Source organism: Azospirillum sp. B4 (assembly GCF_000333275.1).
GTDB lineage: Bacteria > Pseudomonadota > Alphaproteobacteria > Azospirillales > Azospirillaceae > Nitrospirillum.
Genome location: NZ_BACU01000179.1, coordinates 13,726 through 40,697 on the forward strand (window position 1 = coordinate 13,726; position 26,972 = coordinate 40,697).

Below are 26,972 nucleotides of genomic sequence, written 5' to 3' on the forward strand. Positions count from 1 at the left end.
CCCCCCACGCGGCCGCGCGGCCGCGCGCAAACCGGGCCCTCACGACCGGGGGCCCTTGGTGGCGCCGGCGAGCGAGCGCACGGACAGCGCCTGGCGCAGGGCCGCGATGTCGGCGGTGCCGCGCACGGCCAGCGAAATCGTCTGGCCCGGCAGCAGGTCGAAGGCGTTGTCCGACAGGCTGGCGTCCTGGTCGCCAAATTCCACCCAGACGCCACGGGCCAGGCGCTGCGCCTTGATCGTCAGGGTATAGCCGTCGGCGGCGGGCTGCAGGTCGGCGGTCAGTCCCGGATCCGTCAGGGCCAGGTCGATGGCGTCGGCGAAATAGACGATCTCGCGCGACACCGGCTGGCCGCCCTGCAGCAGTTCCACCACCGCCACGGTGCGGGCGGGATCGGCCCCCTTCAACAGGGCGGCATCCTCGAAGGAGCCGACGTCCGTGCTGGACAGCGGCGCCAGGGTGACCGGCGTTGTCCGCTCCTGCCGCACGGTGCCGTCCAGGTCCATGACCCGCAGGCGCCATTGCGCCGCCAGCGGCGCGGTCAGGTCCGACACCAGGTGGATGTCGGTCTTGCCGTTATGCCGTTGCGCCGCCGCCAGCAGCGGGGCGTAGAAGCGGCGGGCATGGAACTGCAGCGCCTTCCACCGGCCGAAATAATCGATGCTGGACCAGGAGGCGCCGGGCCAGACGTCGTTCAACTGCCAGTATAGCGACCCCATGCTGTGGGGCCGTGACGCGCGCAGGTGCTCCGCCGCCATCTGGATGCCCTCGGCCTGCATCACCTGGCTGAGGTAGACGAAGGACGCGAAGTCCTTGGGCTCGCCATAGTATTTGCGGATGTAGAACAGCAGCCGGTCGTTGCCGTTGCCATTGGCGAATTTCTGGTGCGCCCGCATGACGGGCGAATTCGGGCTGGCCAGATCCTCCGCGTTGGCGAAGGCCCGCACGGTGCGCATCACCGGGAAGGATTGCAGACCGTACTCGGACTGGAAGCGCGGCGTGGTGTCCAGATAATCCTCCAGCGGGGCGGAACCGGACCACACCTTCCAGTAATGCTTGTCGCCATCGTCCATCTGGTCGGCGGGGCCGTCGAAGTCGGTGCTGGGCGTGCTGGCCCAATAGGGCACGCCGCCGGCATACTTGGCGACCACGCCGCGCAGCACGTCGCCGAACAGCACGGTCATGCCGGTGACGATGCGTTCCCGCTCCGCCGGCGCGATGCCGTCCTTGAACGTCTGGCGGTCGGGCCAGGATTCCCAGCCGGTCTGCACCTCGTTGTTGCCGCACCACAGGACGATGCTGGGGTGGTCGCGCAGGCGTTTCACCTGGTCCACCGCCTCGGCCCGGCTGCTTTCGCGGAAGGCCACGTCATAGGGGGTGATGGCGCCGCCGAACATGAAGTCCTGCCACACCATGACGCCCATCTCGTCCGCCAGGTCGTAGAAGGCGTCGTCCTGGTAGTGGCCGCCGCCCCACATGCGCAGCATGTTCATGTTGGCGTCGCGGGCCGAGGCCAGCAGGGCGCGGGCGGTTTCCGCCGGTACGCGGCTGGGGAAGCTGTCCATGGGAATGAGGTTGGCGCCCTTGGCGAAAACGGGGATGCCGTTCACCACGAACTCGAAGCTCCTGCCCCACTGGTCGGGCGCGCGGCGCAGTTCCACCTGGCGCAGGCCGGTGCGCTTGGTGGCCGTGGCCACCACCGCCGTGCCGTCGGTGATGGTCGCCTTGAAGGTGTACATCTCGGGCGCGCCGTAGCCCACCGGGTACCACAGGTGCGGATGATCGATGCGCACCGGCAGGCTGACCTGGTTGGTGCCAGCGTCCAGCGCCACATCCTGGGTGATGGCGGGCAGCGCCGTGCCATCGGGCGCCGTGGGTGTCACCGTCACGCGCACGGCTTCGGCGTGGTCGGCCGTGATCTCAAGCTCCGCGCGTACCGTCGCCGCCTCCGCCCCCACTTTCTGCTGGGCGATGTGGAAGTCCGCCAGACGGGGGCCGTCCCAGGCTTCCAGCCGCACCGGCCGCCAGATGCCCAGGGTGACGTAGCGGGGGCCCCAGTCCCAGCCGTACTGGTAGTTGGCCTTGCGCACGTAGTTGGAGGTCTGCTTGCCCGCCGGCTCATCGCCAAAGGCGCTGTCGAACTCTCCCGGCAGGGCATAGGGCTGCTTCAGCAGCCAGGGCTGCAGCTTGGCGATGGGGGAGTGCAGCGCCACCGACAGGGTGTTGGCGCCGGGGCGCAGCGCCTGCTTCACCGGCACGCGCCAGCGGCGGAACATGTTGTCGGCCGACAGCAGCGGTTTGCCGTTCAGGCTGACGTCGCCGAAGGTATCCAGCCCCTCGAACACCAGGTCGACATGGTCGTGGCGCAGCGTCGCCTCGTCCACCGCCAGGGTGGTGCGATAGTCCCAGTCCGCGAGGCCGATCCACTGCAGGCCGGCCTCGGCATCGCGGTAGAACGGGTCGCCGATGCGCCCCAGGGCCAGCAGGTCGGTCTGCACCGCCCCCGGCACCGTGGCCGCGCGCCACTGCGTTTCCTCCCCGTGGGTCTTGGCGGCCGGATCCTGCGGCGCCAGGCGAAAGGTCCAGCCCTGGTCCAGATCCCGCGCCACCGGCGCCGCTTGGGCCAGGGCGGGCGCCATCAGCGCCAAGGCGAACGCCAGGGACAGGGGACGGTTCTGGACGCGCGGCATGGGAAATTTCCTCTGGTGCGGCATCAGCTTAGTCAAGGTTGGGCCTGCAGGCTGACACTTCCGATGGCATATAGCGGACCATGGATAGACGCGGTGTACGTCAGGCATAGGTCATGCTCCCCCGCCACCGCCGGCAGACGGGCGGTCAGGGGGAATTGCACGGGCGCCTTGGCCGGCGACGGCAGGGGCACGGTGGCGGCCACCGGCCCGTCGCACCCGTCCACCCGCACCACCAGCTCGCCATTGGGCGTGGTGGCGGGATGGCTGCGGACCTTTACCGCGTCGTGGGCCAGGCCGTAGTTGCGCGGCAGGCGGGCGGCCTGCACCGTCAGGGCGGTGACACCATCCAGCCGGGCCTTGGGATAGACCCAGCAGGCGTCGAACAGATTGACGTTGAACACCGGGCCACGGGTGGTCGCGTCCGGCGTCAGGGGAATGCGCAGGCCCATCTCGCCCTCCGGGCAGGCCGCCAGTTCCCCGCTCTGCCGGGTGCGCAGCGCCTCGGCGGACAGCTCATACCGGCGGGGGGCCGCCAGCCTCTGGCCGGTGTCGCTGAACACGGCCGCGTTCAGGAGGACCGGCAGGGTCAGGCGCAGCGGCGCCTCATAGCGGGGGGACGCCGGCGTCGGCGCGCCGCCGTCGGTGGTGTAGCGGATGACGCCGAAGCCGGCCTGGTTGGACAGGGCCACCGTGGCGGCGCCGTCGGCAAGCGCGGCGTTGGGCCCGCCCTCCACCGTGAAGTCCACGGCGAAGGCGCTGTCGGCCGCGTCCAAGCCCAGATGGCGGTAGCGGGCCAGCTGCGCCGGCAGGCGCGCCAGGAAACCCCGCCAGTCGCGCCGGTCCTTGGGCGACCACAGCCCCTCCGCCAGGGCGTCGATGCGGGGGTAGATGGCATGGGTCACATGCCACGGCGTCATCATGTATTCCGTCCAGAGATTGCCCTGGCCGCCCAGCACATGGCGCGCCTGTTCCGCATCCAGCTCCGCCGGCAGGGCGTCGTAGGCGTAGATGTCCGCCAGGGTGACGATGGCCAGGCGGCCGGATGGCTCATCATTCCGGCGGCTTTGCAGGCTGTCGAGGTACAGGGTGGGAGCCGGGGACAGGATCACATCGTGGTTCATGCGCGCGGCGTCCACCGCCCCCTTGATGCCGCGCCAGGACATGATGGTGGCCGTGGGCGGGATGCCGCCCTCCAGGATTTCATCCCAGCCGATCATGCGCCGGCCGTGGGCGGCCAGGTATTGGCCCACGCGCTCGATGAACCAAGTCTGCAGGGCGTTCTCATCCTTCAGGCCCAGGGCCCGCATGCGCGCCTGCACCTGGGGGGACGCCTTCCACTCATCCTTCAGCGCCTCATCCCCGCCGACATGGATGTAGGTGGAGGGGAACAGCGCCATCACCTCGTCCAGCACGGTCTGGATGAAGGTGAAGCTGGCCTCATCGACATTGAACAGATAGGGGTTCACGCCCCAATCCACCGCCACCGGCGGCCGGGCGCCGGTGACGCCGATCTTGGGATATGCGGCCATCACCGCCTGGCCGTGGCCGGGCATGTCGATCTCCGGCACGACGGTGACGTGCCGGGCGGCGGCATAGGCCACCAGGTCGCGGATCTGGTCCTGGGTGTAGAAGCCGCCATAGGGCGGCGTGGCCTGTCCGGGACCGACGCTGGGCGGCGTGCGCCAGGCGCCGACCTTCGTCAGCTCCGGGTAATGCTTGATCTCCAACCGCCAGCCCTGGTCATCCGTCAGGTGCAGGTGCAGGCGGTTCAGCTTGTGCGCCGCCATCTGGTCGACCAGGGCCTTGACGCTGTCCAGCGGCTGGAAGTGGCGGGCCACGTCCAGCATCAGTCCGCGCCAGGGGAAGCGCGGCCAATCGCGGATCGCCTGCGCCGCTATGGTCACCGGCCCCTGGTCCGCCCCCGGCGCCCCCTCGGGCGTCAGCAGCTGGGCCAGGGACATGGCGCCATAGTACAGGCCGGCCTCGTCCCGGGCGGTGACCCGGACCCCGCCGCCCGTCACCTCCAGGGTGTAGCCTTCCGCCTGGGCCACGGGCGCGTCGGCCTGGAGGGCCAGGGTGATGGCGGCCCCCTGCCGGCCCTCGCGCACCATCAGGTCCAAGCCGCGCACGCGGCGGACCAGATCGGCCAGCTGAAGGGCGGCGAACCGGGCCTGGGCGTCACCGGCCGGCACGCCGATGACCGCCCCGGCCGGCAGGGTGAAGGTGCCCTGCCCAGGACTGACCTGGGCCGCCAGGGGAATCAGTGGGGGGGGCGCGTCCGCGGCGGATGCCACCAACGGCAGGCCCCAAGGGGCGCCCAAGGGGGCGCCCAAGGCCATGGCCAGGACCGCCATCGCGGTCCGCTTCCCCAGTCCCCTCACTCCCATCCCCTTTCGTCCGTCAGCGCTGCGACTTGGGCAATTCGTCCCAGACCTTGGGATCTTCCGAGCCCAGGACCCAGGAGCAGAAGCCTTCCAAACCGTATTCCTTCACCAGGGCGTAGCGGTCGTGGAAGCTGCGGGCCTCCGGCATGAATACCCATTCCCGCATCTGGTCGCGGTAAAAGTAATAGAACGCCTCATGCTCCACCGGATCCCACTGGATCTGCGCGCCATACTGCTTGGCCTGCGGAATGGACTCGTCGGCGTCGAAATAGGCGCCGGCGATGTTAGACGCCTCGGTCCCGTCCGGCTTCACCGGGTTGTCGGTGTACCAGCGGTAACCGTAGAGGGGAATGCCCAGCGACAGCTTGTCCTTGGGGATGAACTGCAGCGCGTACTTCAGATGCTCCATCACCCAGGGCATGCCGGCCACGGGGCCGGGAACGGTCCAGCGGGTGTGTTCGTCGTACGTCATCAGGCAGAACAGGTCGACCGCGTCACCGATGGCCTTGTAATCGAAGGCGCCGCGCCAGAATTCCCACATCCACTTCGAAAACGGCCCGCGACCGGCATGGCCGGGGGCGTTGGGGACCACGGCGATGGACAGCTTCAGCCCGGCGGCGTGCAGGGCGTCGGCCGTCTGCTTGACCAGCAGGGAGAAGGCGTCGCGGTCGGTCCAGGCGATGTTCTCGAAATCGAACTGATAGCCCACCAGGCCGTGCTCCTTGGCCTGCTGCACCAGCGACCCGATCATGGCCTTCTTGGCCGTCTCGCTGGTGATCAGCTCATGGAACTTCTGCTTGTCCACCGGCGAGACGATGGGCATGACCGGCACCTTGTTCTGGTGCGCCAGCTTCAGCACATAGGGGTTGGGCTGGCCGTACAGCAGGCCGTTCTGGTCGACGCCGTACCAGGTGGGCACCAGCAGGTCGATCTTGTCGATGTGCTGCTCGAACGAGTTAATCGATTTCTGGGTTTCCATCATATAGAACAGCGCCGTCGGCGCCTTGGCGGCCGCCATGGACGGTGCGGCGCAGGCCAGCGCGAGGGTCGACAGGCCGGCGGCCACAATTCCCAGCAGGCGTTTCATGAGGTCTCCTTGGGGGTGTCGTTGGGGCGCCGGCATCAGCGCGTCTCGATGCGGTAAACGTAGGCGAAGTCGCCGCTGGGCTGCGTGGGCAAGACCAGGTGCAGGCCATCACCCTCCTGGCGGAAGCTCAGCGGCGTGGGTCCATTGGCCCCGAGCAGGGTGACGGACTTGACATGGTCGTCCGCCTTCACCGCACGGATGAGGGCGGCGCCATCCGCCGGCCATCCCAGCTCGATCGCGTAAAGGGTGTCACCCTTGGTGGTGAAGCGGAAATCCTGGGCCGTGTACGGCTTGGCCTTGCCTTCCTGGAAGGAGCCGCTGGCGATCTCGGTCGGACCTTCGCCGAACTGGCGCCACGGCCGGGTGCCATAGATGGCCTCGCCGTTCACCTTCAGCCAGCCGCCCATGGCGGTCAGGGTATCCTGCGCCGCCTGCGGAATGCTGCCGTCGGCCCGCGGCCCGACGTTCAGCAGCAGGTTGCCATTCTTGGAAACGACGTCGGCCAGCAGATGGATCAGTGCCAGAGGGGTCTTATAGGTGTCATTCTCGATGAAGCCCCAGCTGTCGTTGCTGATGGAGGTGCAGGTCTGCCAGACGCGGGGCTGGATACCCGGCAGCTGACCGCGCTCGATGTCCAGCACGCCGGCGCCCTCCGGGAAGGCGCCGACCTTGTAGTTGACGACGGCGGAACCGCCCATCTTGGCCTGGGTGTTATAGTAATAGGCCAGAAACTTGGGCAGCGTGCTGCGGAAGCTGGGCTGGCTGATCCACCAATCGAAATAGATCAGGTCGGGGTGGTAGAGATCCACCAGTTCCGCCGAGCGGGACAGCCAATCGTCCAGCCAGCCCTGCGACACCGGGGTGAAGTCGCCGAACACGTCGGCGTCTTCCGTCCCCTTCTCCTTCACCCGCACCTGGGCGGGGCCATAGAAGTCGGCGTTGCGCGGATCATTGACGTCAGAGGCGATCTTGCGTCCTTCGTCGAAGAAGAAGTCGTGTTCCGCGCGGTGGGATGACAGGCCGAAATGCAGCCCCTGCGCCCGCACGGCCCGGGCCAGATCGCCGATCAGGTCACGCTTGGGGCCCATGCGCACCGCCGACCAGTCCGACAACTTGGTCGCGTACATGGCGAAGCCGTCATGGTGTTCCGCCACCGGCACGACATACTGGGCGCCGGCGGCCCGGAACAGCGCGGCCCACGCCTGCGGGTCGTACTTCTCCGCCTTGAACAGGGGGATGAAGTCCTTATAGCCGAACTTGGCCTGCGGCCCATAGGTCTGGATATGGTGTTCGTAGGCGGCACTGCCCTTGATGTACATATTGCGCGAATACCACTCGTTGCCAAAGGCGGGCACCGAGTAAAGGCCCCAATGGATGAAGATGCCGAACTTGGCATCCGCGTACCATTGCGGCACCTGATAGGCCTTCAGCGACGCCCAATCGGGGCGGAAGGGCCCCTGCCCGTCCCCCTCGGCGACGCGCTTCAGTTCGGCGGCGCGTTCCGGGGCGTGCTTGGCCGTGGCCTTCTGCCACTGGGCATCGATCTGCGCGGGGGACACGGTGTCGGCGGTGGGCGCGGTCGCGTCGGCGGGCACCGGCTTGGCGGCCACGACCATGGGCGTCACCAGCGCCATGGCCGCCGCCATCAGGCCGGCGCGCACGCGCACCCGAATGATCGAACGGGGGGAACGCCTGGTCATGGGCTTGCTCTCCGTAACGGGCTGTTGCTTGGGATCAGGACGGGAGGGGCGCCTGAACGGAAGCTGGTCGAGCCCAGCCTCAGGCATGGTATCGGCGGGCGGCCAAGGGGGGGGAGGCCTTGACGGGCGGTACAGGCCAGGGCACGGCAACCAGAAACGGGGGGCCAAAGACCTGAGCCGCTCTTGTGTCCGATCCCAGCACCCCGGGCTTCCTGCCATTGACCTTCATCCTACCGTTGGAACGGAGACGGACCCAACCCCATCGCCACCGCGATGGTTTTATTCTGCCCAGTTTTTTCTTTAATTTAAAAAAGAATGGGCCGCCGCCAAAGCGCGAGGCGACGGCCCAGGGGAGGGAGGCTTACATCTTGTAGGACATGTTGATGGAATAGACGCTGCCGTTCCGGTAGTAGCCGATCGGCGCCGCCTTGGTGTTGTTGTACTGATAGTACATCTCATCCAGCAGGTTAGAGGCGTTGAAGGTGGCCTGCAGGTTGTCGTTGATGCTGTACGTGGTCGAGAAATCAAGCTGCATATAGCTGTCGGTCATGTTGGTGGAAGCCAACCGGCCGATGCTGGTGAAATAGTTGGAACGCCAGCCCAGGCTGACACGCGCCTGGATGGGGCCATCCTCGTAATACGGGATGATGTTGTAGGTGTGACGCGACAGATACGGCATGTTGTAGCCGTTGCTGGTGTCGGCAATGGCATAGGTATAGTTGGACTGAATACCGAAGCCGTAGGCGATGTTGGTCTGGAACATCGCGGAGAAGCCCTTAACGTTGGCATCCGTGAAGTTCACGGGATGCGACACGTCGTAAGAGGCCGTTCCGCCATGGGTGTTATCCTGCAGAACTTCCGGCGTTGAGGTCGTGACGATGTACGAGGAAATCTGGCGGAAGAAGAATTCACCGGAAACCAGCGAGTCCTTGTTGAAGTACCACTCGGCCGACAGGTCGTAATTGTTGGACTCATAGGGCTTCAGGTTGGGGTTGCCACCGCTGGCGGTGTGCTGGGTGTCGTCCTTGGAGAAGGCCCCGGCCATGTCGGCGTAACGGGGACGGGCGATCACCTTGGCGGCGCCGAAACGCACGACCACGTCGTCGGCCGCGTCATAGGCGAAGTTGAACGACGGCAGGAAACGGCCATAACGGCTGGTCTGGGTCACGCCATTATAAGTCGTGCCGCCGTCAGGCGAGTCCCAATACTTGATGTCGTCCGACGTGTGCACATACCGGACACCCAGGTTGCCGCGGTACTTATCGCCCTTGAAGTTGGTCTGGACGTAGGCGGCGCTGTTGGCCTCCGTCACCTTGTACTCGGAACCAAAGTCACGGTAGTAGGTGGTGTTCAGCGAGTCCAGGTACTTGATGACCGCGTCTTTGCTGATGGTCGAGAACTTGACCAGGTCGCCGCTGGCGTCCAGCCCATCGAACAGATCGGTGGGAATGGTGCTGGCCCCCAGCGAGCTGAGGCTGACCGACCCGTTGGAGTAGGTCCTGCTGCCGTAGGCGCGAACGGAATTCATGTGGTCGGTGTACTTCACACCGGCTTGGACGCTGCTGAGAGGCCCCCAATTGACGTCATGCGTGACGTCCTGCTGGAAGTAGGCCTCCTCGTCCGTGTTCATCTGGGCGGCGATACCGCCAACCTGCTGGCCGGTGGCCTTGGTGGTCATGTCGTCCGCGGCGGAAGACCCGCCCGCATAGGTCACGCTGGTCTTGGAACCATCATAGGAGAAGCTGTAGGGCGCGGAAGAATAGAACGACAGCAGGTATTCCGGGTCCTTGCCACCATAGGCGCGGGTGAAGCCCGCGTCGGTGACGACCTTCCAATCCGCCGTTGGCGTCCACGTGCCGGCCAGGTTGACGCGGGCCGTCTGGACGGTGGTCTTGCGGTAGTTCGTGTCCAGTTCCGTGTAGGCGCCGTTGCCCAGCGTGGCACCGGTGATGAGCCCGTTGTTCAACGTCACCGCCGTGAAGGCGTTGGTGCTGGCCGCCGGGTAGATGAAGCGCGACTGGCTGAAGTTGTTGTAGTTGCCATGGATGTAAATGCCCGACAGGTTCAGATCCAGCGTGTCGGTAGGCTGGTACTGGATGGCGCCCTGGAGACCCTGGCGCTCACGGGTCTGCTGGAAATAGGCGGCGTTGATGCCCGCCGGGAAGGTCGCCGTGGCCAGGCTGCCGCTGCCCGTCACCGTCGGGTTGGAAGTGATGGCGCTGCCCTTCGAATACCCGAAGAACTCGATACCGGCGCGCGACAGATCTTCCTTGTCGTAGGTGCCGGCGACCATGACGCCAAAGTTGCTGGCGGCGTTCTTCCAGCTGTACAGCAGCGACCCGCGGGGATTCCCTTCGCCCGACCGGGTGTTATAGGAATAACCCAAGGACGCGCGCATCGTGTTGGCGTCCAGGTCCAGCGGCTTGCGGGTGTGGACGATGACCGTGCCGCCCAGGCTGCCCTCGTCGATGCGGGCTTCGGTCGACTTGTAGACCTCGGCTTGGTCGATGATTTCCGGCGACAGCAGCGTGTAGTTGAACGTACGGCTGTTCGGATCGTTGGGATTGCCGCCCCAGTCGGCCGAGGCGATGGTCTGGCCGTCGACCAGGATGCGGTTCAGCGCCGGGTCGGTGCCCAGGATGCTGATCTTTTCACCTTCGCCGAACTGGCGGTCGACGCTGATGCCCGGCAGATGCGACAGGGATTCGGCCACGTTGGTGTCAGGGAACTTGCCCACACCTTCGGCCGAGATGACATCGACGATAGCATTCGCCTCGCGCTTCACCTCAATGGAGCGCTCCAGGCTCTTGCGAATACTTGTGATGACGATCTCTTGCAGCTCATCGTCAGAGCCGGCCTCCGCCGCGCTGGCCTGCATCACTAGTGACGATGCCACCCCCACGCTCATCAGCATGGTGGTAACCAAGGCATACTTCTTAATTCCCATAATGTGGTTTCCCCTGCTGCGCTTTATTTTTTCGCGTCCCGCCGATGTCTTTGATTGCGATCCGGCCCGTATCGGCATTACTGCAACCGGTGTTAGCGGTAACCAAAGTGCCGCAGAGCCATGCCCCCGTCAATTTTTTTTTAATTTGCTTTCATAATTCCCTTTTTGCCCTGATGATGGAAAAAACGGGCGGTGGCAAAAGTGAGGAATTCCAGCAGGACGCGGGGGGCCGCCCACCCCGCCAGGGGCGCGATGGAGGTTCATTCCCAGCCACCCCGCCCTACCCGTTCCTTTCACGATCCCGGACAAGGATGGCGCCCATGGCCCCTGTGAAATCGCCCCTCCCCCCTCGTCAGAACCGTGCGTCCATGGTCATCATCGGCGTTCTATTTTTCATCTTTGGCTTCGTCACCTGGCTGAACGGCCCGCTCATCACGTTCGTGAAGCTGGCCTTCACCTTGGATGACGTGAACGCCTTCCTCATCCCCATGGTCTTCTATCTGTCCTACCTTTTTCTTTCCCTGCCCTCGTCCTGGGTCTTGCGGCGCACGGGCATGAAGAAGGGGATGGGGGCGGGCCTGTTCGTCATGGCCATCGGCGCCCTGGTCTTCGGTGAATGCGCCACGATTCGGATCTACCCCGGCGCGCTGGCCGGCCTGTTCATCATCGGCGCCGGGCTGTCGCTGCTGCAGACGGCCGCCAACCCCTACATCAGCATCCTGGGGCCCATCGACAGCGCCGCCCAGCGCATCGCCGTCATGGGCATCTGCAACAAGGTGGCGGGCATGCTGGCGCCGGTGGCCATCGGCGCGCTGGTGCTGAGCGGCATCGACACCCTGGACCAGCGGGTGAAGGACGCGCCGACGCCGGAGGCGCGGGAACTGCTGCTGTCCGCCTTCGCCGCCAAGATCCACCTGCCCTACCTGGCCATGGCGGTCTTGCTGGCGCTGCTGGCCGTCTGGGTCGTCCGCTCCCCCCTGCCGGAGATTTCAGCCGACTCAAACGCTGGCGACGGCTCGGCGGACGACAACGCCCCGCCGCTGACCCGCATCCCGCATCTGTGGCTGGGCGTTCTGTGCCTGTTCCTCTATGTCGGTGTGGAGGTGATGGCCGGCGACGCCATCGGCACCTACGGCCACGGCTTCGACCTGCCGCTGGACGAGACCAAGTTCTTCACCTCCTTCACCCTGGCGGCCATGCTGGCGGGGTATCTGGGCGGCCTAGTCCTCATCCCCCGCGTGCTGTCGCAGGAACGCTACCTGGCCCTGTCCGCGGCCCTGGGCGTGGTGCTGACCATCGCGGCCTATGCCACGCAGGGCTACGCCTCCGTCGCCTGCGTGGCGGCGCTGGGCTTCGCCAACGCCATGATGTGGCCCGCGATCTTTCCCCTGGGTATCCACGGCCTGGGCCGGCACACCGAGATCGGGTCGGCCCTGATGGTCATGGGCATCGCCGGCGGCGCCGTCCTGCCGCAGCTGTTCGTGCAGTTGAAGCAGCATTTCCCTTTCCAGGCCGTGTTCCTCGCCCTGATGGCGCCGGCCTACCTCTACATCCTGTTCTTCGCGCTCCACGGCCACCGGGTCGGCCGCAAGGCCGCCGTCCAGGCCCCCTCCCTCGCCTGATCCTCATCGCTTCGTCCGAAAAAAGCTCATGACATCCGATCACTACTATCTGGGCGTCGACGGCGGCGGCACCAAATGCCGTGCCCGCCTGCGCGCCTCCGACGGCACGCTGCTGGGTGAGGGCCTGGGTGGCCCCGCCAACATCCGCCTGGGGCTGGACCGCGCCTGGGCCAGCATCCTGGAAGCCATCCGCGCCGCCCTGGCCCAGGCCGGCCTGGACGCCGGCGCCTTCCCCCGGCTGCATGTCGGCATGGGGCTGGCCGGCATCGTGACGTCGGCGGATGGCGTCCGCACCCGCGCCGCGGCCCCCGCCTTCGCCAGCCTGTCCGCCGAGACGGACGCCCATACCGCCTGCCTGGGCGCCTTTTCCGGCCAGGACGGCGCCATCCTGATCGCCGGCACCGGCAGTGCCGGCTATGCCCTGATCGGCGGGCGGGGCCATGCCGTCGGCGGCTGGGGCTTCGAGGTGTCGGATGAGGGCAGCGGCGCCGCCATTGGCCGCGAGGCCATCCGCGTGGCCTTGCGCGCGCACGACAGCCTGGCCCCGGAAACCGGCTTGACCCGCCAGATCCGGCAGCGGCTGGGCGGTTCGCCAGCCGCCATCGTCTCCTGGGTGAACGACGCCGGCCCCGCCGACTATGGCCATCTCGCCCCGGATGTCCTGGCCCACGCCGCCAGGGGTGACCTTGTCGCCTGCACCATCCTCTCCAAGGCGGCCAGGGAACTGGAGACCTACATCCGCCACCTGCACGCCCTGGGGGCCGCCCGCCTGTGCCTGATGGGCGGCATGGCCGCCCCGCTGACCCCCTGGCTCAGCCCCTGGGCCCGCTCCTTGCTGGTCGCGCCGGAGGGCGATGCCCTGGAAGGCGCCTTGCTGATGGCCCGCCAAAACATCCCATCCCCCATTGCCAAGAGCGCCCTGCCATGACCACCCCCGTCATCCCCCCTATGGCCCCCCTGATGGCCCGTGAGGCCGCCGAAACCCCGGATGCCCTGCGCCGGCAGATCGACCGGTGCGCCCCGATGTTCCAGGAGTTGGGCGACCGCCTGCGCCGCCAGGCCCCCCGCTTCGTCGTGACCGGCGCCCGCGGCAGCAGCGACCACGCCGCGACCTACGGCAAATACCTGATCGAAACCCGGTTGGGCCTGCCCGTGGCCTCCATCGGCCCCTCCGTGGTGTCGCTCTACCAGACGCCCCTGCATCTGAAGGACGGGCTGTACATCGCCGTGTCGCAGTCCGGGCGCAGCCCCGACCTGCTGCGCCTGACGGAAACGGCCAAGGCCGGCGGCGCCCTGACCGTCGCCTTCGTGAATGACGAGACGTCGCCCCTGTTCCAGATGGCGGACGTGGCCATCCCGCTGTGCGCCGGCCCGGAAAAAAGCGTCGCGGCGACGAAGTCCTATCTCACCTCCCTCTTCGCCTTCCTGCAGATGGTCGCGCACTGGAAAGCCGACCCGGCCCTGCTGGCCACGGTGGCCGACGCGCCCGGCTGGCTGGAGCGGGCGACGGACCTGGACTGGTATCCCGGCCTGTCCCATCTGGCGGCGGTGCGCGGCCTGTATGTCATCGGCCGGGGCCTGGGGGCCGCGGCGGCCCAGGAAATGGCCTTGAAGTGCAAGGAAACCAGCCGCCTGCATGCCGACGCCTTCAGCGCGGCCGAGGTCATCCACGGCCCCCTGGCCCTGGTGGGGCCGGAATTCCCCGTCCTGGCGCTGACACAGGATGACGCCACCCTTGCCCCCACCCGCGACGCCATCCGCCGCATGGTGGGCCTGGGCGCGCCCGTGCTGTCCACGGCGGTGGACATCCCGGGCGTCGTGCCGCTGCCCACGGTGGCCGGTGTGCCGGCGGAGTTGGCCCCCCTGACGGCGGTGCAGAGCTTCTACATGGGCATCCACCGCATCGCCACCGAGCGGGGCCTGAACCCCGACGTGCCCCCCAACCTGGCCAAGGTGACGGAGACGGTCTGACATGCGCCACCTTCTGACGGGGGCCCGGCTGTTCACCGGCGACGTGATGCTGGACGATCACGCCCTGCTGCTGGACGGGCCCGACATCCTGGACATCGTGCCCGACGTCGCCAGCGTGGCGGGGGCCGCCCGGCTGCCCCTGCCAGAGGGCAGCCTGCTGGCCCCCGGCTTCATCGATACCCAGGTCAACGGCGGCGGCGGCGTGCTTTTCAACGACACGCCCACCGTGGCCGGCGCCCTGGCCATCGCCGCCGCCCACCGGCGTTTCGGCACCACGGCGCTGCTGCCCACCGTCATCACCGATGACATGAACACGATGATGATCGCGGCGGAGGCCGCGGCCGAGGCGGCGGCGGTACCAGGCAGCGGCATCATCGGCGTCCACCTGGAAGGCCCCTTCCTCAACCCCACGCGGCGCGGCGTGCATAAGGAAGGCCACATCCGCCGCCCCAATGGGGTGGATCTGGACCGGCTTTGCGCCCTGCCCCGCCATTTCGGCGACCTGGGCCGCGTGCTGCTGACCTTGGCGCCTGAACAGGTGGACGATGCCGACATCGCCCGCCTGGTGCGCGCCGGGGTGATCCTGGCGGGCGGCCATTCCGCCGCCAGCCATGAACGCACACAGGCCGCCCTGCGCGCCGGCCTGCGCGGCTTCACGCACCTGTTCAACGCCATGCCGCCCATCAGCAACCGGACGCCGGGCATCGCCCTGGCCGCCATGACCGCCAAGGACGCCTGGTGCGGCCTGATCGTCGATGGCGTGCACGTCCATCCCGACCTGCTGGCGCTGGCCCTGGCCGCCAAACCCCGAGGCAAGATGATGCTGGTCACCGACGCCATGCCCCCCACCGGCACCGACGCCACCACCTTCACCCTGTATGGCGAGCGCATCCACCGCCGCGACGGGCGCCTGGTGACGGACGACGGCGTGCTGGCCGGCGCCGACATCGACATGGCGCAGGCGGTACGCAACGCCACGCGCCTGCTGGGCTTGGAATTGGAGGAGGCCTTGCGAATGGCGTCGCTCTATCCCGCGCGATTCCTGGGCATGGATGGGCGGCTGGGGCAACTGGCCGCCGGCTTCCAGGCCGACCTGGTGCTGCTGGACACGCACCAGCATGTCCTGGGCACCTGGGTCGCCGGTCAGCGGGACGGCACGGCCACGGTCGGCTGATCCCCGGCCGCGCTCAACTTATATTTTATATCTTATCTACTATACAGTAGTGCTGTGAATTTTCTTTGCCGCAGTCCAAATGTTCGTTGTGTCTCTGACAGCGGTGTCTCATCATGGCCCGGAAAAGAAATTTAATTTGAATAAGAGAACCCGGCCGCATGCAGCCGCCCCTAAGCCACCAGCAGGCAGAGCTTCACCCCACCATGGGGGCCAGCCTTTCCGGCACGAACCTGGAACGGGCCGGCGATCATAACCAGCGGGTCATGCTGCAAGCCATCCGTGTCGGCGGTCCCCTGACCCGGGCCGACCTGGGGCGGCTAACCGGCCTGACCCCGCCGGCCATCGCCAACATCACCCGGCGCCTGCTGAACGAAAGTCTCATCCTCGAGGTGGGGCTGCTGCACGGCACGCGGGGCCAGCCGGCCATGCGCCTGGCTATCAACCCGGACGGCTGCTTCGCCATCGGCGTCAACGTCGACCGTGACCATGTGACCCTGGTGGTCCTGGACCTGCTGGGCCAAGTGCGCCATCGCGCCGTGCTCGAAATGGACTTTCCACCGCCCGAGGCCGTCGCCGCCTTTTTCAAGGACCAGATCGACGCTCTGGTGCGCGGCCAGGCCTTTCCCCGCGACCGCATCATCGGCATCGGCGTGGCGCTGCCTGACGATCTGGGCCGGGTGAACCCGCCCAATCGGCCGACCCGCTTCGAGACCTGGAGCACAACGGACATCCCCGACCTGTTCATGGCCGCCCTGCCCCTGCCGGTCTTCGTGGAAAACGACGCCGCGGCCGCCGCCTTGGGCGAATTGCAGTTCGGCCATGGTCTGCGCGACCCCAGCTTCTTCTACGTCCTGATCAACCAGGGCCTGGGCGGCGGCATCGTCATCGACGGGCAATATTACAGGGGCGCCCAGGGCCGAAGCGGGGAGTTGGGGTTCCTGCCCATCATCTCCCCCCGCACCCCGGCCCGCACGCTGGAGGAAGCGGTCTCGCTATCGGCCCTGTACGCCTTCCTGGCCGCGCGCGGACGCACCGTCACCCGACCGGAGCAATTGCTGGACCTGGACGTCGTCGGCCAGCAATTGCTGAACGATTGGCTGGATCTGGCGGCCGAACTGCTGGCCACGCCCATCGTGGCGGTCAGTTGCCTGGTGAATCCGGAAGCCGTGTTTTTCGGTGGACGCCTGCCGGCGCCCCTGATCGACCGCCTGGCGCTGATGATCAACGACCGGCTGCGGGCGCACTCCGGCGCCGTGCCGGTCATCGTGCCCGTCCGGCGCGCGGCCACCGCCATCGACGCCCCCGCCGTGGGGGCCGCCCTGCTGCCATTCAATGACCGGCTGCTTCCCAGCCGCACCACGCTGAGGAAGACGGCCGCCGATTGACCGCATTAATTATTTCATTTTGCCTTTTTAATGGTATGGTTCCCTTAGGGGAGATACTGAAAAAGGCCTGGGGATAAGGGCACGGCCCTGAACGCGCTTCCCATCCATCCGTGTCCAGCTGGCCTGCGAGAGGGCTTACGCATGATTCAAATCGGGGTCGACTTTGGCGGCACGAAGATCGAGGCCGCCGCCCTGGATCTCAACGGCCGTTTCCTGTCGCGGCTGCGCGAACCCAACCCGGGCAGCTATGACGCCGCCATCGCCACCATCTGCCGCCTGATCCATAGGGTGGAGGCGGAAGCGGGCACGCAGGGCACCGTGGGGATCGGCGTCCCAGGCTCGATTTCCCCGCAGACCGGCCTCATGCGCAACGCCAATTCCGTTTGGCTGAACGGCCGCGTCTTTCACAGCGATGTCGCCGCCGCCCTGGGCCGTGAGGTCAGGGTCGCCAATGACGCCAACTGCCTGGCCCTGTCCGAGGCCGTGGATGGTGCCGCCGCCGGCGCGCGCATCGCCTTCGCCGTCATCCTCGGCACCGGCTGTGGCAGCGGTCTTGTGATCGATGGCCGCCTGATCGAGGGTGCCAACGGACTGGCCGGGGAATTGGGCCACATCTCTTTGCCCTGGCCCAAGGCGGATGAGGTGCCGGCGCCCGACTGCTGGTGCGGGCAGAAGGGATGCCTGGAAACCTGGGTCTCCGGCACCGGTTTGAGCCGGGAGTTCAAGGTCGTCACCGGCCGCGCGCTGGATGCCGAAACCATCATCCAGAGCATGCGCCGCAAGGAGCCGGAGGCCGTCGCCGCCTTTGACCGCTTCATCGACCGTCTGGGCCGGGGCCTGGCCCTGGTCAGCAACATCGTCGACCCGGACGTCTTCGTCTTCGGCGGTGGCCTGTCCAACGTCACCGAAATCTACGACCGGCTGGCAGGCGCCATCCGGCCCTACCTCTTCACCGATGTCTGGGAAGCGAAACTGGTCCCGGCCCGGTGGGGTGATTCCTCCGGCGTGCGCGGCGCCGCCCGACTGTGGGAACGCACGCTGTAATGCTGCCCCCTCGGCACTGGGCCGCGGTGGTCATGGCCGCCGTGGCCGCCGCCGTGTCACCCACCGCGCGGGCCGCATCTCCCTTGGACTTGTCGGCGGCCGTGGTCGTGGCCCCTGGGGTAAAGGGACCGGAGGCCGCCGCCGTCGACATGCTGGTGGATGAGGTCCGCAAGCGCACCGGCATCGCCTGGTCCCAGGTGCCGGTGGCGCCCCACGCGCCGGCACGCATCGTCATCACGCATGCGGTTGGCAAACCGGAAGGCTATCGCCTCACCACCGAAAGGCGCGGCCAGGAAACCGTTCTGGTGGTCGCCGGCAATGACAGCCGGGGCGTGCTGTTCGGCATCGGGCACCTGCTGCGCACACTGACCATGACCCCCGGCCACGTGGTCTTGGACCGGCCGCTGAACCTGTCCACCAGCCCGGACCAGCCGGTGCGCGGCCACCAGATCGGCTACCGCTATAAGAACAACACCTATGACGCCTGGACCCTGCCGCAGTTCGAACAGCAGATCCGCGATCTGGCGGTCTTCGGCGCCAATGCCATCCAACTGATCGCCCCGGCCTCGGACGATGAGCCGACCAGCCCCCTGTTCCCGGCCCCGGCCCTGGACACCACCCTGGGCATCGCCCGCCTGCTGGACAAATACGGCCTGGACTGCGACCTGTTTTACCCGGAGATGCGCCAGGACTATGCCGACCCCGCCACGGTGGCGGCCGAGTTGGCGGCGTTCGAGGATCTGGTGCGGCGCTTCCCCCATCTCCACGCCGTCTACGTCCCGGGCGGCGATCCTGGGCATACGCCGCCGGACCTGCTGTTCCCCCTGCTGGAGCGGCAGGCGCGCATCCTGCGGCGCCACCACCCCGGCGCCCAGCTGTGGGTGTCGGCCCAGGGTTTCGACAAGGCGCAGTATGAGGCCTTCTACCACCTGCTGGCCCGGCGGCCAGCCTGGCTGACCGGGGTGTTCTTCGGGCCGCAGTCGCGTGATCCGCTGCCCCTGCAGCGCGCCCGCATCCCCCGCCGCTACCCCATCCAGTTCTATCCCGACATCGGCCACACCCTGCACGCCCAGTTCCCCGTGCCGCGATGGGACCCCGCCTTCGCCCTGCTGGAGGGGCGGGAGCCGGTCAATCCCCGTCCCCGGGACCAGACCCGGATATTCCGCCGGCTCGGCGGCCTGACCGCCGGCTTCGTGACCTATTCGGAGGGGGTGAACGACGACGTCAACAAGGTGCTGTGGACCCGCCTGGGCTGGTCCGCCGCCACCCCGCCGCAAGAGACGCTGCGCGACTACGCCCGCTATTTCCTGAGCGCCCGCGAGGGGGACCGGTTGGCCCCCCTGATCCCGGCGCTGGAGCGCAACTGGATGGGCCCCATCCTGGAGAACAGCGGCGTCGCCGCCACGCTGCAGGCCATCCAAGGACTGAAGGACCAGCCCGACCTGAAGGACAACTGGCGTTTCGAATCCCTGCTCTACCGCGCCACCTACGACGCCTACGCCCAGGCGCGGGCCGGGGCGGAGGCGCATCGCCAGGCCCTGGCCCTGGACGCCCTGGCACGGGCACCGGACCTGGGCAGCCGAGACGCCATGGCGGCGGCGACCGCCGCCCTGTCCCAGCCTGACCCGGCCGGGACCGGCCGCCTGCGGGATCAGCTGTTCGACCTGGCCGGCCGTCTTTACGCCCATGTGGGCCTGCAGCTGAGCGTCCCCCGCTACGGCGCCTCGGGCATCGAGCGCGGCGCCAACCTGGACCGGGTGGACACCAGCCTGAATGACCGCGTCTGGCTGACCCGGCAATTCGCGGAGATCGCCCAGCTGCCGGATGAGGCGGCCCGCCAGGCGCGGCTGGCCGACATCGCCACCTGGTCACACCCCGCCGCCGGCGTCCTGTACGACGATCTGGGCGATCCCGGGCATGAGCCGCACCTGGTGCGGGGCGAGGGCGAGGCCCGCGATCCGGAACTCTATGACAGCGCCATCGACGGCATCGCCGACCGCACGCCGGACGACGGCTGGCGCCTGTCCTGGATCACGTACGCGGAGACGCTGTATGAACGGCCCATCCATCTGCGCTACCGTCACCTGGATCCAACCCGTCAGTACACCCTGCGCGTCACCTACGCGGGCGAGGACTATGCCCTGCCCATGCGCCTGACGGCCAACGGCGGCGTCGAAATCCACCCGGCCCTGCCCCGGCCGGCCAACCCGGCCACCCTGGAGTTCGACATCCCCCGGACCGCCACCCGCGACGGCCGGCTGGACCTGGAATGGACGCGGCCGGCGGGACTGGGTGGCAGCGGACGGGGGCACCAGGTGGCCGAGGCCTGGCTGATCCCCCGGCCCTGATCCCCTGGCCCTGATCCATCAGCGGGTCACGACACCCAGCTCGGCGAAGGCCACCTGCCCCTCGCCGCCGGCGGCGCGGGTGATTTCCAGCCGCACGAAGCGCGCGGCATGGACCTTGGGGAACATCACCCGCTGCTCCCCCGTGTTGGCGGCGATGTTGGCGAACTCCCCCGCCGCCACCGGCTCCCAAACCTTGCCGTCGGCGCTGACCTGGAGGCGATAGTCGCCCGGCGCGCCCACACCCGGCGGGCGCTGGCCCGCCGGCAGCAGGGTGACGCCCCTCAGGGTCCGAGGGCCCCCGAGATCGACGGTGACCGCGTGGGGGAGAGCTTGGCCGCCGGTGACCCACAGGCTGCCCGGATCCTCATCGATGACCGCTTCGGCCCCCGGCGCCGTGGCCGAGAGCACCCGCCAACCCGCCTTGGACACGTCGAAGCCGGCCGTGGCCACCGCGCTGCTGGCGCCCGTGCGCGGCAGGTGGCTGATGGCCTGGACCACACCGCCGTCAGGCAGCGGAAACGGATCCTGGTACAGCGGCGACCGCAGGGTCGGCGCCTCCCCATCGATGGTGTAATGCAGGACGGCGCCGGGCATGTCGCTGGACAGGGTCACCAAGCCGCGGCGGTCGCGGCGGATGCCCGGTTCCTCCACCAGGTCCGGCAGGCGGAACAGCGCGACCTCGCGGATGGCGGGGCAGGCGTCGGCATCCAGGATGCGCAGGCGCAGCCGCGTGGCGCTGACCGGCGCGGGCAGGCGCACCAGGCGCTGGCTGCCGATGGCGGTGTGGCGGGCGATCTCGGCCCAGTTCCCCCGCCCCTCGTCCCAGATCTCCAGCGCGATGGCGCCGATGCGCTGGCCCAGCGGCAAGTATTCGCGCAAGCGCACGACGTTGAAGGTGCGCGCCTGTGGCCATTGCAGGGTCAGGTCGGCGGCGCGGATGGCATCCGGCGGCGCCCAATAGCTGTCCGCCCGCCCATCCAGAACGGTGCGGGGGTCGAAACCGGGCCCGCGCGTCGCGCTGGCCTGGACCACCGCGCCTTGGGCCAGGTCAGCGCCGAAGGTGGCGCGCAGCACGTCGCCCCAGCCCTTCAGCATGGCGGCGTCATGGTCCGGGATGCGGCCACGCCGGTCCGGCGGCAGGTTCAGGATGAGGTTGGCGCCCCGGCCCACAGACTCGAAATAGAGCCGCGTCAGCCGGCCCACCGACTTCACGTCCGCATCCTCTCGCGCGTGCCAGAACCAGCCGGGACGCAACGACACGTCAACCTCCGCCGGGCGCCAGTGCGCCCCGCCGCGCACGCCATGCTCGCCAATCTCCTGGGTGTAGGGGGCATCGCCCACCGTGGCCCAGCAGGGGTCGCCGGCATACCCTTCCTCATTGCCCACCCAGCGGGCGTCGGCGCCCCAGGGCCCATGGGCGTCACGGCCCCAGTTGCCCCAGATGATGGCGTCGGGCTGGTATTGCCGGATCAGGGCCCAGGTGTTGGTCCAGTCGTAATAGCTTTCGGCGTCGATGGACCGCTTTTCCCGGGCCCCACCGTAATAGCCGTCGCCGCCGTTGGCGCCATCGAACCACATCTCGAACAAGGGGCCGTAGCCGGTCAGCAGCTCACGCAGCTGGTTGCGATAATAGGTGATGTAGGCTGGCCGGCCGTATTCCGCGTGATTGCGGTCCCAGGGCGAAAGATAGATGCCGAACCTCAGGCCAGCCCGCCGGCAAGCGTCCGCCATTTCGGCGACGATGTCACCTTGGCCCCCCTTATAGGGGCTGTTGCGGATGCAATGCTCGGTGAAGCGGGTGGGCCACAGGCAGAAACCGTCATGGTGCTTGGCGGTCAGGATCAATCCGGTCAGGCCGGCGGCCTTGGCCGCGCCCGCGATCTGGTCGGCGCTGAAGTCGGTGGGGTTGAACAAGGCGGGCGATTCATCGCCATAGCCCCATTCCCGGTCGGTGAAGGTGTTGATGCTGAAATGGACGAAGGCGTAGGCGGCCATCTCATGCCAGGCCAACTGCCGCGCTGTCGGCACCGCCCCCCAGGATTGCGGCGCCGGCGCCTGTCCAGCCGAGGCGCCCACCAGGGACAGCGCGCTGGAGACGGCACCGGTCGCCAGGACGGCACGGCGCGACGGCAGGAACGGGCGGGACATCGGCAAGCTCCCCGGCATGGATCATTATTAATGAAACTAAATTAAATTAATGATGCCATGCCTGTCGGAGCGTTTAAAGACCTAAACCCGCGTGGCGGTGAAGGAGGGTGGCCGATCCTCCGCCGCGGCACCGAAGCGGGGGTTGGGCTTGGGTCCCATGGTGAAGACAAGCCGCCCCCCCTGCATCAAGTCCGCATGGCGGATCCAGGTCTGGGCGTGGGGCTTGCCCCGCCAGGTGACAGATTGGATGTAAGGGCTGTCCGGGGCGTTGCCAACGGCCTCGATGGTCAGGGTCCGGCCCTCGCCCACCGTCACGTCCACCCGCTCGAACAGGGGGGAACCGAAGACGTAGATGGGCGTCACGGGATCGACGGCGTACAGGCCCAGCGCGCTCATCAGGTACCAGGCGCTCATCTGGCCGCAATCCTCGTTACCGGCCAGGCCGTCGGGATCGGCGCGGTACATGGTCTTCAGCAGGCTGCGCACCCGCGCCTGGGTCTTATGATGGGCGCCCGTGTAGGCATAGAGATAGGCGATGTGGTGGCTGGGCTCGTTGCCATGGGCATACTGGCCCACCAGGCCGGCGATGTCGGGGGGTGCGTCGTCCGGCAGGTCGGAACTGGTGCTGAACAGCTCATCCAGCTTGGCCTCGAACGCCGCCGGCCCGCCGAACATCCCCATATAGCCATAGATGTCGTGCTGGTTCAGGAAGGTGGCCTGCCAGGCGTTGCTTTCCGTGAAGTCCCGCCACTTGCGGCTATGGCCCATGCCACGCGGATCGAAGGGCTGGGCCCAAGCGCCATCGGTGAAACGCGGGCGCATGAAGGTCGTGTCGCGGTCGAACAGGTTGCGGTAGTTCAAGGAGCGCTGGCGCAAGGCCTTGGCATCCTCCCCCGCCCCCACGGCATCGGCCAGACGGGCGATGGCCCAATCGTCGTAGGCGTATTCCAGCGTCTTGCTGACCGCCTCCTCCACCGTGTCGCTGGGGATGTAGCCCAGGCGCCGGTATTCCGGCAGGCCGCTGGTCTGGCCCTGGAAGGCCTGCTTGCGGAAGACCGGCCAGGCGCGGGCATAATCGACGCCTGGAATGTCCTTGGCCGCCGCTTCGGCCAGCACCACGGCGGAATGCCAGCCGATCATGCAGCCGGTCTCGGTACCCTGCAGCGGCCAGACGGGCGGGCCGGCGGGGCTTTCCTCCGCCATGCGCACCAGGCCGCCGACGATGTCCCCCACCCGTTGGGGCGGCTGGGCCAGGGTGAACAGGGGATGCAGGGCGCGATAGGTGTCCCACAGCGAATATGTGGAGTAGTTGTTCGCCCCCGGCGGCAACTGGCGCACCGTGCTGTCCATGGCGCGATAGCGGCCGTCCACATCGCTGAACAGGGTGGGCGCCAGCAGGGCGTGATAAAGGGCGGTGTAGAAGATTCTGATATCGGCGGCGTCGCAGCCCTTGGTGACCGCCAGGCGGCCCAGCTCCGCCTCCCACGCCGCGGCCGCCGCCGCGCGCACGCCGTCGAAATCCCACCCGGGGATCTCCGAATCCAGATTGCGCAGGGCGCCATCGATGTCCACGGCCGACAGGCCCACCTTGACCAGCAGCGGGGCGGAATGGGCGTCCGGCAGGTCCAGCACGCACTTCAGCGCGGCCCCCTCCACCGCCTGCGCGCCCTCGGGCATGGCGCGGTCGTTGCTGTAGAATCGCGCGCCGGCGAAGGGCCGGGACAGCTTCATCGCGAAGTAGATGACCCGCCCCTGGCCCCATTGATGGACCTGGCGACCGCCGACCAGCGTGTCCTTGCCCACCGCGCGCAGCGAGGCGCCGGTGATCCGCGTGACGGAGCCCGCCGGATCCTGGTAGCCATGGGCGAAATCGATCAGCAGATGCGCCCCGGCGGTGGCCGGGAAATGGTAGCGGTGCAGGCCCGCCCGCGCCGTGGCCGTCAGTTCGGCCTCGATGCCGCTGTCCTTCAGCCGCACCCGGTAGTAGCCGGGCGTCGCCTGCTCGTCGGCATGGTCGAAGCGGGCGCGGTACCCGTCATCCGGGCTTTCCGGCGTGCCTGGGTCCAGGCGCACCGGTCCCACGCGGGGCACCACCAGCACGTCCATCATGTCGCCCACGCCCGTGCCGCTGAGATGGGTGTGGGAGAAGCCCAGGATGGTGCCGTCCTGCATGTGATAGCCGGAACAGGCGTCCCAGCCGGCGGTGTTGGTGTCGGGGCTCAACTGCACCATGCCGAAGGGCACGGTGGCGCCGGGATAGGTGTGGCCGTGACCGCCCGTGCCGATGAAGGGATCGACATGGCGGCAAAAGCCCCCGCCGGCTTTCGGCCCCGTGCCGGCAAACGCGGTGCTGGCGAACGCGGTACCGACACCGCCCGCCAGCGGTACCAGGGCCGCGGCGGCAACACCGCCCAACAGGTCACGCCGTGTCATCATGGGAAGGCCCTCCATCATCGCCGGTTCAGTGCAAAGGCTGGCGCAGCAGCGCCGGCTTGCGCGCCATCAGGTCCAGGATCAGTTCGCCAAACAGGCTGTTGGCCCAGGCGAACCAGGGCCGGGTGAAATGGCCGGGATCGTCCTGGCCGAAGGCTTCGTGCATGAAGCCGGTGCCGGCATGCGTGCCCTTCAGCCACACCAGGCACTGGCGGATTTCCGCGTCATCGGCACTGGTCAGGGCACGGACGATCAGGGACATGGGCCAGATCATGCCCAGGCCCACGTGCGGCCCGCCCACGCCCTCGGCAGCGCTTCCCTTGAAAAAATAGGGATTGCGGCGGCTCAGGACCCGTTGCCGGGTGCGGCGGTACAGCGGATCCCGAGCGTCGCAGGCGCCGAGATAGGGCAGGCTCAGCAGGCTGGGCACGTTGGCATCGTCCAGGAACAGCGCGTTGCCGAAACCGTCAACCTCATAGGCCCAGACCTCGTGCCCTTCCCCATCCGCCATGCGGCCGTGCCGCGTCAGCGCCACCGCCACGGTGTCCGCAAGGCTATGACAGGCGTTGGCCAGGGCGGCGTCGCCATGGATGGCCTGCGCCATGTCGGCCAGTTGGCGCAGGCTGGTCACGGCGAACAGGTTGGCGGGGACGAGGAAGGGCAGCACGCAGGCGTCGTCCGACGGCCGGAACATGGAATGGATCAGCCCGACCTTGACCGTGGGCGCGCCATAACCGTCCAGGGCCAGCGTGTCGCTGGGCGTTTCGCTGGTGCGCTGGAAGTGATAGGGGCCGGGACCCTCCAGCCGCTGCTGCTCGCGAAAGGTGCGCACGATCAGGGCCATGGCCTGGCGCCAGGCCGCGTCGAAGGCGACGGTGTCCCCCGTCGCCCGCCAGTAGCCGTGGGACAGGCGGATGACATGGCACAGGCTGTCCACCTCCCACTTGCGTTCGGCCACGCCGGGCTTCATCTCCGTCATGTCCTCCTTGGCCCAGCTCAAGGGCGTGACGGCGCCGGTGTCGCGGCTGAAGGCGTTGGCATAGGGATCGATCAGGATGCAGCGCGCCTGGCGACGGATCAGCCCTTGGCAGAGCTGGCGCAAGGCGGCGTCCCGTCGCGCCAGCGGCAGGTAGGGCCACACCTGGGCGGCGCTGTCGCGCAACCACAGGCAGGGGATGTCACCGGTGATGACGAACGCGTCGGGCCCGCCGTCCAGGGTGCCCATGGACACGGTGGTGTCCAGGGTGTTGGGGTAGCAGTTCTGGAACAGCCAGTAGAGTTCAGGATCGGCGATGGCGGCGCGGGCATCTTTGATCACCGCCTCCACCGCCGGGCTGGCATAACCCCGGGCCGTGGCGGCCGGCCGCCGGGACACCGGCGAGGACGCGGCGCGCGACGGACCCGCCAGGCCCAGTCCCACGCCGGCCACGGCCATTTTCAGCAAATCACGGCGTATAGGCATCCGCATCCCGTGTCTGGGGCCCGCAACGGAAACGGGCCGGTTCATCCGGCCTCATTCTCCCGCGGAACAGGGCCCCCGCAGAATAGGGAAAGGTCCTGGTGACCGCCACCAGGACCTTCCGTCACAGAGCAGGATCAGTAGCTGTACTTCATGCTGACCAGGATGGTCCGGCCCGTCTCCACCACGTCGGAGATGGCCAGGCTCGACTTGCCGATGTGCGACCAGTAGGAGACGTCGTCGAACAGGTTGGCCACCGACAGGTCGGCCCGCACGCCATAGCCGAAGTCGTAGCCGGCATGCAGGTCCACCCGCTGCGACGACCGGACCCACAGGTCGTCCCAGCTGCTGCCCAGGCCCAGGTAATCGTACTGGGCCACATAGGCACCGGTGTAGTGGTAGATCAGGTCCAGGGTGAAGCCGTCCTTTTCATAGAAGGCCTCGATATTGGCCATCCAGTCCGGAGCGTTCTGGATGCGCTCGTTCGGGTCCAGCCCGGCGGCCTTGGTGTTGACCGAGGTCCACTGCCGCGTGAGGTTGGCACCCAGGCCGAAGCCGTCGAACGGCGCCGGCATGTCCTGA

15 protein-coding genes and 1 pseudogene are annotated in these 26,972 nt (G+C 67.9%); 7 read left to right on the forward strand and 9 right to left on the reverse strand.

Annotated elements, in window-relative coordinates:
* Positions 1-39: 39 nt before the first annotated feature.
* From I55_RS07965 to I55_RS07985, 5 genes are all read right to left on the reverse strand, one after another.
* Positions 40-2,688: a glycoside hydrolase family 2 protein gene (locus I55_RS07965; protein ID WP_044559984.1), complete on the reverse strand. Its 2,649-nt coding sequence runs from the start codon at positions 2,686-2,688 to the stop codon at positions 40-42.
* Positions 2,689-2,720: 32 nt separating this feature from the next.
* Entirely contained in the window at positions 2,721-5,042 is a 2,322-nt protein-coding gene (locus I55_RS07970; RefSeq protein WP_252181074.1) for a family 20 glycosylhydrolase, read from the reverse strand.
* Between the two features lie 46 nt (positions 5,043-5,088).
* Positions 5,089-6,159, reverse strand: coding sequence for a glycosyl hydrolase family 18 protein (locus I55_RS07975; RefSeq protein WP_085939966.1), 1,071 nt, complete (start codon positions 6,157-6,159; stop codon positions 5,089-5,091).
* A gap of 35 nt (positions 6,160-6,194) precedes the next feature.
* The gene (locus tag I55_RS07980) at positions 6,195-7,859 is read right to left on the reverse strand and encodes an alpha-L-fucosidase (protein ID WP_049973942.1); all 1,665 of its coding nucleotides are present in this window, start codon (positions 7,857-7,859) and stop codon (positions 6,195-6,197) included.
* A gap of 361 nt (positions 7,860-8,220) precedes the next feature.
* The gene (locus I55_RS07985; protein ID WP_252181075.1) at positions 8,221-10,806 is read right to left on the reverse strand and encodes a TonB-dependent receptor; all 2,586 of its coding nucleotides are present in this window, start codon (positions 10,804-10,806) and stop codon (positions 8,221-8,223) included.
* A gap of 368 nt (positions 10,807-11,174) precedes the next feature.
* Here I55_RS07985 and I55_RS07990 point away from each other — a divergent pair, with 368 nt between their 5' ends.
* The 7 genes from I55_RS07990 to I55_RS08020 all read left to right on the forward strand — a co-directional run bounded on the left by I55_RS07990 (position 11,175) and on the right by I55_RS08020 (position 20,350).
* Complete coding sequence (locus I55_RS07990; protein WP_252181076.1) at positions 11,175-12,428, forward strand: sugar MFS transporter; 1,254 nt, start codon at positions 11,175-11,177, stop codon at positions 12,426-12,428.
* Positions 12,429-12,456: 28 nt separating this feature from the next.
* Entirely contained in the window at positions 12,457-13,356 is a 900-nt protein-coding gene (locus I55_RS07995) for a BadF/BadG/BcrA/BcrD ATPase family protein (RefSeq protein ID WP_044559987.1), read from the forward strand.
* Positions 13,353-14,399 (forward strand): SIS domain-containing protein, encoded by a 1,047-nt coding sequence (locus I55_RS08000; RefSeq protein ID WP_044559988.1) that lies wholly within the window; start codon positions 13,353-13,355, stop codon positions 14,397-14,399. Before I55_RS07995 ends, I55_RS08000 begins: the two co-directional genes overlap by 4 nt.
* Position 14,400: 1 nt before the next feature.
* On the forward strand, positions 14,401-15,573 hold the full coding sequence (nagA, locus tag I55_RS08005) for an N-acetylglucosamine-6-phosphate deacetylase (protein WP_044559989.1): 1,173 nt from the start codon (positions 14,401-14,403) through the stop codon (positions 15,571-15,573).
* 158 nt (positions 15,574-15,731) lie between these two features.
* Entirely contained in the window at positions 15,732-16,958 is a 1,227-nt protein-coding gene (locus I55_RS08010) for an ROK family transcriptional regulator (RefSeq protein ID WP_044559990.1), read from the forward strand.
* Between the two features lie 141 nt (positions 16,959-17,099).
* Positions 17,100-18,002, forward strand: a complete 903-nt coding sequence (locus I55_RS08015; protein WP_044559991.1) for an ROK family protein — start codon at positions 17,100-17,102, stop codon at positions 18,000-18,002.
* Complete coding sequence (locus I55_RS08020; RefSeq protein WP_049973943.1) at positions 18,002-20,350, forward strand: hypothetical protein; 2,349 nt, start codon at positions 18,002-18,004, stop codon at positions 20,348-20,350. Before I55_RS08015 ends, I55_RS08020 begins: the two co-directional genes overlap by 1 nt.
* Positions 20,351-20,368: 18 nt before the next feature.
* On the opposite strand, the gene I55_RS08025 is transcribed toward I55_RS08020, so the two are convergent.
* The 4 genes and pseudogenes from I55_RS08025 to I55_RS08040 all read right to left on the reverse strand — a co-directional run.
* On the reverse strand, positions 20,369-22,498 hold the full coding sequence (locus tag I55_RS08025) for an alpha-L-fucosidase (protein WP_044559992.1): 2,130 nt from the start codon (positions 22,496-22,498) through the stop codon (positions 20,369-20,371).
* A gap of 81 nt (positions 22,499-22,579) precedes the next feature.
* Positions 22,580-24,934: a GH92 family glycosyl hydrolase gene (locus I55_RS08030; protein ID WP_044559999.1), complete on the reverse strand. Its 2,355-nt coding sequence runs from the start codon at positions 24,932-24,934 to the stop codon at positions 22,580-22,582.
* Between the two features lie 25 nt (positions 24,935-24,959).
* Complete coding sequence (locus I55_RS08035; RefSeq protein WP_044560000.1) at positions 24,960-26,393, reverse strand: glycoside hydrolase family 125 protein; 1,434 nt, start codon at positions 26,391-26,393, stop codon at positions 24,960-24,962.
* A gap of 134 nt (positions 26,394-26,527) precedes the next feature.
* Positions 26,528-26,972, reverse strand: a pseudogene (locus I55_RS08040) (TonB-dependent receptor); the annotation flags it as partial.